We start from the raw sequence: 16454 nt of genomic DNA, 5'->3' as shown, positions 1-16454 counted from the left end.
AAAGAAAGAAGGGTTCTAAATGAATGAGATGGATCAAGTAAATGATGTAAGCCGCATAGAGAAAAAAAACCCGAAAAGACGATGGTTTAAAGGGATGGCAATGACAGTAGCAGGTGGCGTAATGGGGTCAATGCTGACCTTAGGTGCTGTAAACTATATTCCTCAATTTCAAGACAATCCCTCTGCCTCTGTGCAAGAGCAAGCTGGTAAACAAGAATCAAACCTTGATGTTCAGCCGGTTTCAACAGAAAATGGCTCGATTGCTGACATTGTTGAAAATGCGTCTAAGGCGATTGTCGGCATAGTCAATATGCAAAATGAGCAGGCTAACAACCCATTTGGCCAATCAATGTCAACGGGTCAGGAGGTGGAGAGCGGGACAGGTTCTGGCGTCATTTTTAAGAAGACAAAAAATGAAGCATATATTGTAACAAATAATCATGTAATTGAAGGTGCTGCAAATATCGAGGTATCACTGCATAACGGTGAAAAAGTAAAAGCGGAGCTTGTTGGTACAGATTCTTTAACTGATATCGCAGTATTAAAAGTATCTGGTGAGATAGATGGCGAGGCATTGCCTTTCGGAGACTCATCCAAGCTGCGTGCAGGTGATCAAGTCATGGCAATCGGCAATCCGCTCGGACTTGATTTATCAAGAACAGTCACTCAAGGAATCGTTAGTGCAGTGGATCGCTCCATAGAAGTGTCTACATCAGCAGGTGAATGGGATTTGGATGTTATTCAAACGGATGCAGCCATTAATCCGGGCAATAGCGGCGGAGCATTAATCAATGCAAATGGCGATTTAGTAGGTATTAATAGTTTGAAAATCGCAAATAGTGGTGTAGAAGGGTTAGGCTTTGCTATTCCGATCAATGAAGTTCAAACCATCATAGATCAGCTGCTTGAAAATGGAAAAATCATTCGTCCATACTTAGGTGTCGGTTTAATGGACCTTCAAGAAGTACCTCAGTTTTACAAGCAGCAGCTGCCAGAGTCTGTGACAAACGGTGCAATCATTTCTCAAGTAGATGAGTCCTCTTCGGCAGCTAAGGCCGGATTACAGCCGGAGGATATTCTCGTTTCAATTGGAGATAAAGAAATTACAGGCGCAAATGACTTGAGAAAATACTTATATAAAGACTTTAGTATTGGTGACAAAGTCGAAGTTGGTTTTTACCGCGATGGAGAAATGAAAAAAATAGAAGTCACATTAGCAGGCAATGAAGGGTAAGGGAGAAAATGATGACAAATAAAAAGATATTAATAGCAACAGGAGTTATGCTAGCGGCTGCGATAGCAGTCGCATTTTTATTGGTTTTTGATAATAAGGCAGCAACAGTAAATGGTGAGAAGATTAGTAAAAGTGAATTGGATGACGCACTTTCCTCTCAATATGGGTCAACAGTGTTAGATACATTAATATCAGATGAAATTATACGGCAGGAAATGAAAAAGGAAAACATCAAAGTAAGTGATAAGGAAATTGCTGAAGAGATGGAAGCATACATGGATACTTTTGGCGGTGAGGACACATTTAATGAAGTCCTTAAAAACAGCGGGGTTGATGTTTCTATTATCGAGAAAAACATAATGACGTATTTAGCTTCAAAGAAAATATTGGAGCCAAAAATAGAGATTACAGACGAAGAGATACAAACCTATTTTGATGAAAATAAGGACAGTTTTGATAAAGAGGAAGAAGTTGAAGCAAGCCATATTCTTGTTGATGATGAAAAAACTGCAAAAGAGGTCGTGAAAAAAATAGAACAGGATGAAGATTTTGCAGAGCTTGCTAAAGAATATTCCACTGACACGGCAACAAAGGATAATGGCGGCGAGCTTGGCTTCTTTGCAAAGGGAGATATGGTAAAAGAATTTGAAGAAAAAGCCTTCGGTATGGAAAATGGCGATATTAGTGAACCAGTAAAGACCGAATACGGCTACCATATCATTAAAGTGACAGATAAACAAGAACCGAAGAAAGCCGAGCTTGAGGAAGTGAAAGATGAAATAAAAGATATTTTATTAGAATCGAAGCTTGAATCTGAGTATTCTGTTTGGCTAAATGAAAAATTTGAGGAATATGAGATTAAAACATTCTTATAAGAATGATAAATAAAAGAGGGGGAGATTTCTCTTCCTGCACAAAAATATTTATGAGCAGTCCCATGTATGTAAGCGCTCTCTAAAAATCTGAAAATTAAAAAACTGTTGACAATCGTACATTTTAGTTTTAAAATTTTTTCTATATTAAGTAAACGCATTTAATTAAATATATTCTTATCGAGAGAGACTGAGGGATCAGGCCCTATGAAGTCCGGCAACCTCCTATTATGGAACGGTGCTAATTCCTGCAGAATGATTTCATTCTGAAAGATAAGGTTTAATAACGGTATTCCGTAAGCCTCTTTCAAAATGAAAGAGGCTTTTTTAGTTTTTTATTTAGACTGTTTATAAAATAATATGGCATCCAGACAAAACAAATGATTCAAGCTTTTGATGAAATAGCAACAAACAATAATAAAATTTGGTGTGATAAAAACCAATTCAATGCTAGCAGTGCAAATATAATTGAAAAGGTTTAGATATTCTGAATGTGATGGGAAAGAGGAGGATAAGGGCTGATGATTGAGGTAAATAGCTTAGTGAAAATTTATTCTTCGAAAGCGAAGGAAGTTATCGGTGTAAATGATGTGTCTTTACAAATAAAAGAGGGGGAAATTTACGGTATTATTGGCTACAGCGGAGCGGGGAAAAGCTCGCTTATTCGCTGTCTGAATTTATTGGAAAAGCCAACTTCCGGCGAAGTGAAAATCGATGGCGTTGATTTAACAACTTTAAATGAGAAAGCGCTCCGGAAAGCAAGGCAAAAAATAGGCATGATTTTTCAGCATTTCTATCTTGCCAGTGCGAAAACAGTCTATGAAAATATTGCATTTGCGCTTAAGGCTGCTGGCAAGACGCCAAAGGAGATTGACGTCAGAGTAAAGGAATTGCTGGAGCTGGTGGGATTATCAGATAAATCAAGTCAATATCCTGCCCAGCTAAGCGGTGGCCAAAAACAGCGGGTCGGTATTGCTAGAGCCCTTGCAAATAATCCAAAAGTGCTGCTTTGTGATGAAGCGACGTCTGCGCTTGATCCAAGTACAACAAAGTCAATTCTCAATTTATTAAAGACGATTAATCGAAAGCTTGGTTTGACGATTGTGCTGATTACACATGAAATGGAAGTTGTAAAAGAAATCTGTCATCGCTTAGCTGTAATGCAGGATGGGAAAATTATTGAAGAAGGTCTTGTATATGATATTTTTGCCAATCCGATACAGCCGTTAACAAAGGATTTTATCGCAAGCGTACTGCAATTTGAATTGCCGCAGCAGCTGATTGAAAACAGAAAAGGGACGATTATAAAGATTCAATTTAAAGGTGCTATTGCTGAAGAATCAGTTGTTTCTGATCTGTTTCAGCAATTTAATGTGAAAGGCAATATATTACACGGAAAAATTGAATATATCCAGGATGTCCCTTTAGGCATTTTTATTATGGAACTAACCGGCGAGGATAAAGAAGTAGAAAGGGCCATCGCCTATATTGAAGAGCGTACACAAAACTTGGAGGTGGTTGAGCATGTTGCTTGAGTCGTTGCAGGCATTGCTGCCTGAATTAAATACTGCCGTTTTACAAACGATTTATATGGTTGCAGTTGCGCTAGTTTCAGCCATTATTATAGGATTGCCGCTTGGCGTGCTGTTATTTGTTACTGACGAAGGATTGTTTTTAAGAAATAAGGTAGTCAATCATGTTACTGGCTGGCTTGTGAATTTAGTCCGTTCGATTCCATATATTATCTTGCTTGTTGCACTTTTGCCTTTAACGAAGCTAATTGCAGGTTCAACGATTGGACCTACAGCAGCATCTGTTTCATTATCTGTTGCAGCGATACCGTTTTTTGCAAGATTAGTAGAGACTTCACTTCGGGAAATCGATAAAGGCGTGATTGAATCTGCTGTTGCAGTAGGTGCCTCTCCATGGATGATTATAAAAGATATCCTTGTTCCTGAAGCAAAACCGGGTATAGTTCAAGGCTTGACAATTACAACAATCAGTTTAATTGGCTACTCTGCAATGGCAGGAATCATTGGCGGCGGCGGAATTGGAGATTTAGCGATCCGTTTTGGATATTACCGCTATGATAATACAATTATGATTACGACAGTCATCGTCTTAGTTGTGCTTGTACAAATTATTCAAATTGGCGGAGATAAAATTTCGAGAGTCGTAGATAAACGATAAGGGGGAATAAGGAATGGGCGCTGTGATTCTGGAGGGTGTAAGAACCCCTTATGGAAAATTTAAAGGAAAGCTCAGTGAGCTTTCCGCAAAACAGCTTGGTAGTATCGTAGTTAAAGAGCTGCTTGAACGGGTTCCGGAGGCAAAAGCTGCGGATGGAGTCATTCTTGCTCAAGTCATTCAAGCTGCAGAAGGGCAAAATCCAGCTCGAAAGGTGGCAGTGGATGCAGGGGTGGGTTTAACTGTTCCTGCGATTACTTTAAACAATGTCTGCCTGGCTGGTCTGGCAGCGGTAGCAGATGCTGCGCGCAGAATTTCCCTCAATGAGGGAGAAATTTATATCGTCGGCGGTTTTGATTCCATGACAAATGCGCCGCATGCTGCTAATCTCCGCAGGAACATATCGATTGGTAAAGAAACATTTAAAGATACATTGGATGATGGGTTATGGTGTGCTTTATCAGATGAATCTATGGGGATTCTTACGGATAAAAAAAACCTAGAACTGGAAATTTCCCGCGAAATACAAGATGAATATGCATTGCTATCCCAGCAGCGTGCATTTGAGGCAACGGAAAAAGGGAATTTGCAAGCGGAAATCGTTCCCGTTGAAACAAGACATGGGGTGGTGAAAGAGGATGAAGGCATTAGACCAAACTCATCACTTGAAGGTCTGGCAAAGTTAAAACCAGTTTTCCTAAACAATGGCACAATTACAGCAGGAAATGCTTCGCAAATGTCAGATGGAGCGAGTGGAGGCATTATTGCGAGCGAGGAGCTTGCAGCTAAGCTTGGCAGAAAACCACTTGCGAAAATTCTTGGCTATGCGGATATTGCAGGGCCAGATACAGCCCTTCATGACAAGCCTGCACTGGCAATAAAGAAGGTGCTGCAGAAAACAGGTTTGCAACTGGATGATATCGATTTATTTGAAATCAATGAAGCTTTTGCAAGTGTAGCCATCGCCAGCTGCGAAGCGCTTAATATTCCGTATAGCAAGGTCAATGTGAACGGTGGAGCCATTAGCATCGGTCATCCGCTTGGGGGCACGGGCTTCCGGTTATTACTAACATTAATTCATGAATTAAAGCGCAGAGGTGGAGGCAAGGGCATTGCAACTCTGTGCGGGGGCGGAGGCCAAGGGACAGCAGTGATAATAGAAGTATCAGGGGAGTGAAAATCATGTCATCTGCAATGGATGCTTTTCAATCGATTAGTGGCTTAAATAAGGTTTGGTATCCAGAAGAGAAATTGATACAGCAAGCAAATATTCAATCGTTTTTAAGAAATCACCATTTGAAAGACATAGAGGAGCTTCATGAGAAATCATTAAAAGAGCCTCAGTGGTTTTATGAAAAAATCCTGCAGGAGCTAGATATTCAGTGGCTGGAGCCTTTTGTAAATTTATTGAATATTGAAAAAGGTTATCCGTTTCCACAATGGTTTTCAGGCGGGAAAACCAATATACTGCATTACACGATAGAAAAGCATATTAGAAATGGAAGGGGTGATAATAAGGCACTTACTTGGGAAGATGAGGTGGGAAAAACGCACTCATATACATATCAAGACTTTAATATAAAAGTAAACGAGCTAGCCTCGGCCTTGTACTCGATCGGAATTAAAAAGGGAGACCGTGTCGGAATTTATTTGCCGTCCATTCCTGAAGCGCCCATTTCGCTATTCGCCTGTGCAAAAATTGGTGCAATTATTATTCCGGTCTTTTCAGGATATGGAGCGGATGCAGTTGCTTTAAGGATGAATGAAGGGGAAGCGAAGTTATTGATTACCGCTGATGGTTATATGCGCAGAGGCAAATTCATCAATATGATAAAAGAAGCGTCCAAAGCTGCAGATGCTGTTCCAGCAATAAAAAATGTTCTAATCGTAGACCATAATCAGTCTCGCTTTGAATACAGAGAAAGCAGGGATATTTCCTATCATCACTTAGTAAGTATGTATAAAAACAAGACAGTAAAAACAGAGGTTCTGGCAGCAGATGATCCATTCATGATTATGTACACTTCGGGAACAACTGGAAAGCCTAAAGGAACAGTGCATACACATACAGGTTTTCCAATAAAAGCGGCTATTGACCAATATTTTTGTTTTGATGTAAAAAATACAGATACATTCTTTTGGCTTTCGGACTTTGGCTGGATGATGGGACCATGGCTTACACTGGGAGCAGCTGTTCATGGGGCAGAAATCATTCTATACAATGGCAGTGCTGATTTTCCTACTAATGACCGTTTATGGGAGCTAATAAATAAGCACCAAATCTCTATTTTCGGCATTTCTCCCACACTCATCCGCTCATTGATGGCAAAAGAAAGCGAAGTTCCTGAACTGCCTTCATTAAGAATTTTAGGATCAACTGGTGAAGCATGGAATCCGGATGCATGGGAATGGTTTTTGGAAAAGGTAGGTAAGGGGCGCTGTCCAATTATTAATTATTCTGGTGGAACCGAGGTTTCGGGCGGAATACTTGGCACATATCCGATTAAACCGATTAAAATATGCAGCTTTCATGGCCCGATACCAGGGATGGCTGCAGCAATTGTTGATGATAGCGGAAACGAAGTAAAAAGTACTGTCGGTGATTTAACTTTGCATGCCCCGTTTTTAGGGATGACGAAATCATTTTGGCATGATGATGGCCGATATTTGCAATCGTATTGGTCAAGGTGGGAGAGTGTATGGGCACACGGTGATTTCGCGGCGGTCGATGAAGACGGCTTTTGGTATGTGCTTGGCCGCTCTGACGACACGATTAAAGTGGCCGGAAAAAGAGTGGGTCCATCCGAGATAGAAGCAGCTGTAACCTCACATCCAAAGGTAAAAGAAGCTGCAGTGATAAGCACACCACATGAATTGAAAGGGGAAGTACCTGTTGTATTTGCTGTGTTACATGAGGATTGTGCAGAAGAAAAATTAGAGGATGAACTGCGCTTGCATGCCGGGAAAAGCCTAGGGAAGGCTTTGCAGCCAAAGGGTGTTTATATCGTATCTGATCTGCCTTACACACAAAGCAATAAGATTGCACGTCGTGTTATTCGTGCAGCTTATCTTGGCGAAGCACGCGGAGATACATCTGCATTGAGAAATGAAGGAGCTTTAGCAGAAATTGCAGAAAAGGGGGAAAGGAAATGACAGCAGCAACGGCACAAACGAAAGAAAGTATACTAGCTGAACAGCTGACAAAGCCCTTTATCAAAACAGATAGGCAGGCAGCATTATTTCAAAAGGCTGCTGAGTTAGCTGATCACTTTAGTAAAAGAGCACATGGAATTGATGAAACAGCACAATTTCCTTTTGAAAATTTCCAAGAATTAAAGGATGCGGGCTACTTATCGTTAACCGTGCCGAAAGAATATGGCGGCGAAGAAATAAAATTATATGATTATTTACTTATTCAAGAAAGAATTGCTCAAGGCGATGCCTCAACGGCATTATGCATCGGCTGGCACTTAGGTGTCATCTATGATCTTCGCCTGAAACGGAAATGGAAAGAAGAGCAGTTTGAGCAGCTTTGCAATGCCGTCATTCAAGAAAAGAAACTAATTAACCGGTGTGCAACAGAGGCGGCTACCGGCAGCCCGACGCGGGGAGGGAAGCCGGCAACGACAGCGGTGAAAAAAGGCGGTAAATGGATAATTAATGGAAGAAAATCGTTTGCATCAATGGCTCCTGGCTTAGATTATTCACTAATCACGGCGGCGATTCCAGAAACGAATGAAATCGGTATTTTTTGGCTGGATCATCAGCTTGAAGGTGTGGCTGTTGAACCGAACTGGGATATGCTTGGCATGCGGGGAACAAGAAGTGATGACCTCGTTTTAACTGAGGTGGAAGTCGATAGCGAAAGACTTGTAGAGAAAGAGAACGGGGATTTTTATCAAATTCCGAATGCCTGGCTGCTGCATTCAGCAGCCTGCTTCATCGGAGTAGCCATTGCTGCACGCAATTATGCCGTCAAATTTGCATCTGAATATAAGCCAAATAGTTTGCCTGGTCCTATTTGTGAAGTGCCAGAGGTTCAGCGCAAAATTGGTGAAATGGAATTGGAGCTATTGAAAGCCCGGCATATGCTGTATTCCATTGCTGACCGGTGGGATAATGAGCCGCAAAAACGAAATCAGCTCGGTTCTGAGCTGGGAGCAACAAAGCATATTGTTTCCAATAGTGCCAACAAAGTAGTGGACTGGGCAATGAGGATTGTTGGCGCACAAAGCCTGCAGCAGAAAAATCCATTGCAGCGCTATTATCGCGATGTCAGAGCAGGGCTTCATAATCCGCCGATGGATGATGTCGTTATTTATAATTTAGCAAAAAATGCTTTAGCTGCTTATCCGCAATAATTATTTTTATAGAAAAGAGGGTTTATCATTGAAACGTATTTTTCTAGCTATTATTCTTATATTGTTGATTTCAGGCTGCTCTAGTTCCAACACTAGCCAGGAGCAGAAAGTGATTAAAATTGGTGCAACGGCGGGTCCATACAGTGATCAAGTATCTGAAGGGATTAAGCCGATTTTGGAAGAAAAGGGCTATGAGGTAGAAGTAGTGGAATACACAGACTATATCCAGCCAAATCTTTCACTCGACCAAAAAGATATTGATGCAAACGTATTTCAAAACAGCTTGTATATGAAGGACTTTGCCGAAACTAGAGGGTTAGACATTAACGAAGCGGTAAAAGTGCCAACAGCTCCAATTGCTATCTATTCTGAAAAACATCGTTCGATTGATGATGTCGAGGACGGGCATACAGTTGCAACTTCCAATGATCCTGTTAACCAGGCAAGAGCTCTGGCGATGCTTGAGGAATTAGGCTGGATAAAATTAAAAGAAGGCGTAGATCCGACAAAAGCCTCTGAAAAAGATATTGAAGAATATATTATTAAAGTAACCATTAAGCCGTTGGAGCCTGCACAACTGCCCCGTGCCATGAGTGATGTTGATTATTCCTTCGTCAATGGCAACTTTGCCATCTCATCAGGGTTAAAATTAAGCGAAGCCGTGTATCTAGAGAAAACGCCTCCTCATTATATGATAGGTGTAACTGTTAGAGGTGAGGATAAGGATGCACAATTTGTAAAAGATATTATTGAAGCCTATCAATCTGAGTCTTTTAAAAAACTTAATGAAGATGATGAAAAATATGAAGGCTATGTTTGGCCTGAATGGATGAAGTAAGCAGTCAACGGAAAAAAAGACAAATCGACCGCAATCGCCGGACATCGTCACAATAAAGTAGTCAGTGGTGGAAGAATACTGATGCCTGAAAACGGGAGAAAATTTAAAAATGGTAGTCAGTTGAGAAAACGGCCGCAGTTTGGGGAAAATAGGTATATTTAATTTTAGAAAAATAGCTAAAAAGGGTGCCTCCATCTTTTGGGGCTTTTTTCTATGGGAAAAAGGATTATACTAGGTATTGGACATATTAAGCTTTTATCAAAATTTTTTAAGGTAGAAACGCGGGCAGCGCAAGAGTCAAATCGCCTATCAAACTCAGGTCTTCTCCGTCAGATAAGGGACTTCGAGTAACGCTATCGCTTACCGGTGTAAGAGCAAAGTTTGTATGACGATAAGCATGTCGCCCAGCGCTTTTCTTATTAGAAAGTGGTGTAGCAATGAATAAGTTTTTTTCATCTTTGACGATGGTTTCATCGGTTCAATGGGTCTTTTTTATTTTTGCGAATACGGTCGTTATACCGATTTCCATTGCAAATGCCTTTCAGCTTCCTGCAGATATAATGGCAATGATGATTCGTGCGTCGCTTATTTTTACTGGAATTGCCTGTGTTTTGCAAGGATGGAAGGGACATCGTTTCCCGATTATGGAAGGACATTCAGGCTTGCTGTGGGGTGTCATCCTTAATTTAGGCCTCTCAGCTTCTGCTCTTGGAATGAGCCTTGAAACAATTGGCGGAGGAATTGCAACAGGGGTTCTTTTAGCCTGTGTTGTCACGATACTACTTGCAGTATTCGGTGGACTGTCTATCTTGCAATCTATTTTTAACCCGATGGTCATGTCGGTTTATTTATTTTTGCTTACTTTTCAATTGATATTTATCTTTTTTGAAGGAATGCTAAAGATAACTGAAAATGGATCGATTGATGCGAAAGTAAGCTTATATTCTTTATGTTTAGCTTTATTAGTTGCTGTACTAAAGGTAAAAGGAAATCAAGTGATTAGCAACTTTTCCATTCTTATTGGCTTATTAGGTGGATGGGCAGGCTATGTGTTGCTGTTTGGCAATGAATCAGGTGGAATGGCACAATCGGCTCCATTTACATTATTCCCATTAGGGCAGCCTAATTTAGAGATGGGGATAGTAGTCGTGACTTTCGTTGCTGTCTTGCTTAATCTGAGCAATACATTCGCTTCGATTACTTCAGCGGAAAAATTGCTTCAGCGTAAGGCAAATAAAAAGGATTTTCGAAGCTCGATGCTTATAACATCCTTTTTCTCGATTATTGGTACAGGATTTGGTCTTGTGCCATATACACCGTTTACCTCATCCATTGGCTTTTTACAAAGCACGCGTATTTATGACCGCAAACCGTTCTTTATTGGCGGTGCACTATTAACTATAATAGGGTTGATTCCAGTGCTTGGCGCTTTCCTGTCAATGATGCCTGTAACAGTAGGAAATGCGGTGTTATTCATTGCTTACATGCAGTTATTTGGAACTGCTTTTAGCAGTCTGAATGGCAGGGAGTTTAACTCGAATACGATTTTCAGGCTAGCCGCACCAGTACTGATGGGGATAAGTATTATGAATATATCCCCGGCTGTATTTTCGGAACTGCCGATTTTACTGCAGCCTTTTGTTTCAAACGGCCTGATTATGGGAGTCATCATTTCTATTATTTTAGAAAAAATCGTCAATTGGTCAGCATATGAAGAGCTGCCGGTTAAGCGGGGGAAGGCAAGTTAGAGATAAGGAAAAATTAACTAATTAACATTGACTTTTAAACTTTCATACTGATAAAATATCTTTAAACAATACAAATATTTTCGTTAATCTTCTTATCAAGAGAGGTGGAGGGACTGACCCTGCGAAGCCTCGGCAACCAGCAAATATTTTGCCCGGTGCCAAATTCAGAGGATGCAAATCCAAAGATAAGAAGAGAGAACAATGGACGATATAAATGAAAGTCCCTTCTCTCTTCTTTTTGAGTGAAGGGACTTTTTATTGTTTTTTCACTCTTCATTCCAATATTAGGGGGAAGAGCAGGTTGAATAAAAGAATTTATTTAAATGCATTTGACATGAATACTGTTGGTCATCAGTCACCAGGATTATGGAGTCATCCAGAAGATCAATCAGACAGATATAAAGAATTGAATTATTGGGTAGAGTTAGCAAAACTATTGGAAAAGGGGAAATTTGACGGCCTTTTTCTTGCTGATGTCCTAGGTGTATATGATATCCATAGAGGTAATAGTGATGCAGCGTTGGAACAGGCAGTGCAAGTTCCTGCCAATGATCCTCTATTGCTGATTTCAGCGATGTCACAGGCAACAAAGCATCTTTGTTTTGGGGTAACATACTCATTAACATATGAGCATCCGTATATGCTGGCAAGACGATTCTCCACCCTTGATCATTTAACGAATGGCAGGGTAGCTTGGAATATTGTTTCTTCTTATTTGGATAGCGCAGCTAAAAATTTTGGCTTAAGTGAACAATTAAAACATGATGATCGCTATGAAGTGGCTGATGAGTTTTTAGAAGTGTGCTATAAACTTTGGGAGGGAAGCTGGGAGGAGGATGCGGTTCTTCGTGATAAAAATAATCGTATTTTTACTGATCCCCGCAAAGTTCATGATATAAATCATGACGGCAAGTTTTTTAAAGTACCCGGGGCTCATCTTTGTGAACCATCGCCACAACGGACACCCGTTCTTTATCAAGCTGGCGCCTCCTCGAGAGGAAGAGCATTTGCTGCGAAGCATGCGGAATGTGTATTTACCGCAGGTCCAAGTCCTACGCTTGTAAAAAAAGGTGTCGATGATTTGCGCAAAAAGGCAAAAGAGCAGGGTCGTGAGCCGGAAGATTTGAAAATATTTACTGTGTTTACGCCAATTGTTGGCGAAACAGCGGAGGAAGCTGAACAGAAATATGAAGAGTTAAAGAGCTACATTAGCTATGAAGGCGCACTGGCGCTCTTAGGTGGCTGGACTGGGGTTGATTTTTCAAAATATAACCCGGATGATACAGTTGAATATATTGAAAGCAATAGCATTCAATCCGCATTAGAGCTGTTTACAAAGGCTGATCCAAATCGAAAGTGGACCATTCGTGAATTGGCAGCTTTTGCAGGCATTGGCGGCAGGGGGCCGGTTGTTGTCGGAACGCCGGAAAAAATAGCTGATGAGATGGAAAAATGGGTAAAAGAAGCAGATGTGGATGGATTTAATATTGCTTACACACTTGCTCCAGGAAGCTTTAAAGACTTTGTTGAGCTCGTAGTTCCGATTTTACAAGCTAGAGGCCTTATTCAAAATGATTATCAAGCAGGAACTTATCGAGAAAAAATCTATGGTCATGGGCAAAAATATTTAAAAGAATCACATCATGGCCATATCTATAAAAACCTTTTTTCAGTTAAGTGAAAGGATTCAATTCAAGCAAAAAAATCGTAAACGAGTTAATATAAAAGGAGAAAGAACGACGAAGGGTGTTTTGGATGGAAAGTATAACGGTTGTTTCTCTATTAGATGTGATTGGAGAGCTATTTTCTGATGAGGTTTCCATCGCCGTCTCCAATACGAAAGAATATATATATTATCGTCCGAGTAAGCGGGTGGACCTGAAAATATCGCCAGGCGATCCTGTCAAAAAAGGTACCATTGCTTATAAGGCGCTGCAATCTGAGCAAAAAGAATCTGAATTTATTAATCGGGATATTTTTGGCGTGCCCTACCATGGGATGGCCGTTCCTTTTTTAAATAACGGAAAGATTGAAGGATGTGTGACGGCGATCTTTCCAACATTGACAGAAGGAAAATCAGTCGTTACATTAAAGACAAATGATGGCTGGGTTCCCGTTCCCTTTAGTGAAGTCTATTACTTTGAAGCGAAAGATCGCAAAACCCATGTTCATTCACAGAATGCACTTGGCACACATAAAAACTCGCTTCAGGAATTTGAGTATATCCTGCCAAAAGAAAACTTTATTCGCTGTCATCGCTCCTTTATTGTAAATGTAAATCAAATAAAGGAGATATATCCAGACTCTCACTCTACTTTTTTGCTCGCAATGAGAAATGGAGAAAAAATCCCAGTAAGCCAATCTTACTCGAGCTATTTTCGAAAACTTCTAGGTTTCTGATACGCTTAAAGTTATACCATTCTGAAATCAATTATATTCTGAAAGTATAAAAAAATCTGCTGCTTTAGCGGCGGATTTTGCTGTTTTATCGGAATTTTGCTTTAATTATACTAAAAAAACAATTTTCTCACTTCCTCTTAGTAAAATTATAATAAGTATTCTTTAAAGAAAGAGGGATGGGAATATGGATAAGAAATTTGATCGAATCAAAATTCAAACACTTCAGAACAAGGTGATAACTGCAGAAGGGGCTGCAGAAATCATCAAGGATGGAATGACATTAGGTCTTAGCGGTTTTACGCGTGCGGGCGATGTGAAAGCGGTTCCCGTGGCGTTGGTTGAGCGTGCGAAAACGGAAAGCATTAGAGTGAATGTATATACAGGGGCATCACTAGGGTCAGATGTCGATAAATTATTTGCTGAAGCAGGAATTATTAATAAAAGATTGCCTTTCCAAGCAGACCCAACAATGAGAAAAGGGATTAACCAAGGGGATTTTCTTTTTGTTGACCAGCATTTATCACATACTGCGGAACTTATTCGTTCAAATGTGATGGCAGTTGATATAGCGATTTTGGAAGCGGTTTCGATTGAAGCAGATGGGATGATTATACCAACCACTTCTATAGGAAATTCTCTATCTTTTGCCGAATGTGCGGATGCGATTATTATTGAAATTAATCTGTCTCAAGCAGAAGGTCTTAAGGGACTCCATGATCTGTATAGTCCTGGAAAGCAAGGGGAAAGAGAGCCGATTCCATTGACTAAGGTCAGCGACCGCATTGGTGCAATGGGTATTAAAGTAAATCCTGAGAAAATAAAGGCAATTGTATTTACTAATCAGGAAGATTCTCCATCGACTATCGTTAAGCCGGATGATGAAACAGTCATTATGGCGAAGCATTTAACGAACTTTTTGCGTAAAGAAATTGAAGCAGGAAGGCTAACAGAGAAATTAGCACCTTTACAATCTGGCATTGGTTCTGTTGCAAATGCAGTCCTTCATGGAATGATTGATTCAGAATTTAATGATTTAGAGGTATATTCAGAAGTACTGCAAGACGCAGTTTTTGATTTAATGGATGCGGGTAAGGTGAAATATGCTTCCTGCTGCTCGATCACATTATCTGATGAAAAAATGAAAGAAGTATTCGCAAACTTTGACCAATATCGGGATAAATTAATTATGCGGCCACAGGAAATTTCCAATCATCCAGAGCTTATTCGCCGTCTCGGGTTAATCTCAATAAACACAGCTTTAGAGCTCGATATTTATGGAAATGTGAATTCAACTCATGTTCAAGGAACGAGAATGATGAATGGGATCGGCGGTTCAGGTGACTTTGCCAGAAATGCCCGCCTCGCAATTTTTGTAACAAAGTCAATTGCAAAGGATGGAAAGATATCGAGCATCGTTCCATTTGTTTCCCATGTAGATCATACTGAGCATGATGTCGATGTCATTGTGACTGAGCAGGGATACGCTGATTTAAGAGGCCTTGCCCCAAGAGAACGAGTGGAGTTAATTATTGAAAATTGCGCTCACCCAATGTATCGCGACCAGCTTCGTGATTATTATTATGATGCTTTAACGAATGGGGGGCAGACACCTCATAATCTTGAGAAAGCATTTTCATGGCATATTAATTTCATGAAAAATGGCACGATGATGCAATCAGAAATGGTTGAATCCAATTAAAAGTAAAAGCTCCGGGCTGCAAACCCGGAGCTTTCTTTTTAATCAACTGTATTTTCAAGCTCATATCTCTGTTTCAGCTCTTTAATGTCTGAAATCAGCTTTTCGCCAATTTGCGGTGCAAGGTCGTCATAGATTGGATCCAGTTTTTCCATCCATGCTTGCTTTTCCACATCAGTAAGTTCATGTATTTGTATGTTCGTATCTATAATAAGTTCGTACTGTTCTTCGTTCATTTCAATCGCATGCTTTCGATTCCATCTTGTCGTTTCTTCCATCGCTTCTGTTAAGATTCTCTTCGTTTCTGCCGATTGCTCATTCCATACTTTATCATTCATTATCACAGCATATCCTAAATAACCGTGATTGCTGATTGTCAAATGAGTCTGTAAGTTATAAAATTTTTTAGAGTATATATTAGAAATGGTGTTTTCTTCTCCGTCCACTTTTCCGCTATCAAGCAAATCATAGGTGGAGTTAAAGGATTCTTTGACAGAATGGACATCTAAATAGTCAAATTGTGCTGCCAATACATCACTTTGCATAATTCGAAAGGTTTGGCGGGCGGCGTCTTCCGGATAGATAATCGGCCCTTTATTGGTTGTAAACTGCTTAAATCCATTTGACCAATGGGCAAGGCCTCTCATGTTGCTCCCTTTTAATGAATCTAGAAGTGATTGACCGATGGGGCCATCCAGTCCTTCTTCAATTGCTTCATAGCTTGGAAAGATATAAGGAAGATCAAGCACGCCCCAAGCAGGTGAGATCATCCATAACTTGGACGTGGAAGGAGCGATAATATCGACATGTCCTTCCTGTAAAGCACTGATTTCTTCTATATCTGAATAAAGACTGCCATTTGGGAATACAACTATCTTAATATTTCCATCTGATTTTTCATAGACAAGTTCAGCAAATTTATCAGCTGCGAGACCTTTCGGCGTATTTTTAGCAACAACATGACTAAAAGTAAAGACAATTTGTTCATTTAAACCTTCCTGGTCATCGTCATAGGGGAGCGCCTCCTGCTGAAAATACTGCTTAAAGCTAAAGAGAAAGGCACCTGCTATAATAACTGTTAATAGAATGATACTATATTTGGTTTTCATACCATGTCA

General features: G+C 40.3%; 13 protein-coding genes and 2 riboswitches. Of the genes, 12 read left to right on the top strand and 1 reads right to left on the bottom strand.

The features are described 5' to 3' along the window. The first annotated feature begins 19 nt into the window (after positions 1 to 19). The 12 genes from CWS20_RS16290 to scpC all read left to right on the top strand — a co-directional run bounded on the left by CWS20_RS16290 (position 20) and on the right by scpC (position 15339). The gene (locus CWS20_RS16290; protein ID WP_326134777.1) at positions 20 to 1234 is read left to right on the top strand and encodes a S1C family serine protease; all 1215 of its coding nucleotides are present in this window, start codon (positions 20 to 22) and stop codon (positions 1232 to 1234) included. Positions 1235 to 1242: 8 nt separating this feature from the next. Further along, a complete protein-coding gene (locus tag CWS20_RS16285; RefSeq protein WP_180321512.1) occupies positions 1243 to 2109 on the top strand; it encodes a peptidylprolyl isomerase in 867 nt (288 codons plus the stop codon). Positions 2110 to 2280: 171 nt separating this feature from the next. Beyond that, a riboswitch (SAM riboswitch) is annotated at positions 2281 to 2386 on the top strand. 241 nt (positions 2387 to 2627) lie between these two features. Next, positions 2628 to 3641, top strand: coding sequence for a methionine ABC transporter ATP-binding protein (locus CWS20_RS16280; RefSeq protein ID WP_066195014.1), 1014 nt, complete (start codon positions 2628 to 2630; stop codon positions 3639 to 3641). Further along, positions 3631 to 4296, top strand: a complete 666-nt coding sequence (locus CWS20_RS16275) for a methionine ABC transporter permease (RefSeq protein ID WP_066195017.1) — start codon at positions 3631 to 3633, stop codon at positions 4294 to 4296. Before CWS20_RS16280 ends, CWS20_RS16275 begins: the two co-directional genes overlap by 11 nt. 13 nt (positions 4297 to 4309) lie before the next feature. After that, the gene (locus CWS20_RS16270) at positions 4310 to 5470 is read left to right on the top strand and encodes an acetyl-CoA C-acyltransferase (protein WP_066195020.1); all 1161 of its coding nucleotides are present in this window, start codon (positions 4310 to 4312) and stop codon (positions 5468 to 5470) included. Positions 5471 to 5475: 5 nt separating this feature from the next. Further along, positions 5476 to 7446, top strand: a complete 1971-nt coding sequence (locus tag CWS20_RS16265) for an AMP-binding protein (protein ID WP_083957313.1) — start codon at positions 5476 to 5478, stop codon at positions 7444 to 7446. Next, a complete protein-coding gene (locus CWS20_RS16260) occupies positions 7443 to 8654 on the top strand; it encodes an acyl-CoA dehydrogenase family protein (RefSeq protein ID WP_066195024.1) in 1212 nt (403 codons plus the stop codon). The genes CWS20_RS16265 and CWS20_RS16260 overlap by 4 nt, the downstream gene beginning before the upstream one ends. A gap of 28 nt (positions 8655 to 8682) precedes the next feature. Beyond that, positions 8683 to 9492, top strand: a complete 810-nt coding sequence (locus CWS20_RS16255; protein ID WP_066195026.1) for a MetQ/NlpA family ABC transporter substrate-binding protein — start codon at positions 8683 to 8685, stop codon at positions 9490 to 9492. Positions 9493 to 9929: 437 nt separating this feature from the next. Continuing rightward, positions 9930 to 11240 (top strand): uracil/xanthine transporter, encoded by a 1311-nt coding sequence (locus CWS20_RS16250; protein ID WP_066195029.1) that lies wholly within the window; start codon positions 9930 to 9932, stop codon positions 11238 to 11240. An 89-nt stretch (positions 11241 to 11329) separates the two neighbouring features. After that, positions 11330 to 11432: riboswitch (SAM riboswitch) on the top strand. Between the two features lie 109 nt (positions 11433 to 11541). Then, positions 11542 to 12921 (top strand): LLM class flavin-dependent oxidoreductase, encoded by a 1380-nt coding sequence (locus CWS20_RS16245; protein ID WP_101226348.1) that lies wholly within the window; start codon positions 11542 to 11544, stop codon positions 12919 to 12921. Between the two features lie 74 nt (positions 12922 to 12995). Further along, positions 12996 to 13640 (top strand): LytTR family DNA-binding domain-containing protein, encoded by a 645-nt coding sequence (locus tag CWS20_RS16240; protein ID WP_066195035.1) that lies wholly within the window; start codon positions 12996 to 12998, stop codon positions 13638 to 13640. Between the two features lie 184 nt (positions 13641 to 13824). Further along, a complete protein-coding gene (gene scpC, locus CWS20_RS16235; protein WP_066195038.1) occupies positions 13825 to 15339 on the top strand; it encodes a succinyl-CoA:acetate CoA-transferase ScpC in 1515 nt (504 codons plus the stop codon). Positions 15340 to 15377: 38 nt separating this feature from the next. Here the strand turns inward: scpC and CWS20_RS16230 are convergent, their stop codons facing one another. Continuing rightward, positions 15378 to 16445, bottom strand: coding sequence for a DctP family TRAP transporter solute-binding subunit (locus CWS20_RS16230; protein WP_066195041.1), 1068 nt, complete (start codon positions 16443 to 16445; stop codon positions 15378 to 15380). Positions 16446 to 16454: the final 9 nt, after the last annotated feature.

The organism is Cytobacillus horneckiae (genome assembly GCF_002835735.1).
GTDB classification, from domain to species: domain Bacteria; phylum Bacillota; class Bacilli; order Bacillales; family Cytobacillaceae; genus Cytobacillus; species Cytobacillus horneckiae.
This window is presented reverse-complemented; position numbering and strand designations above follow the sequence as displayed.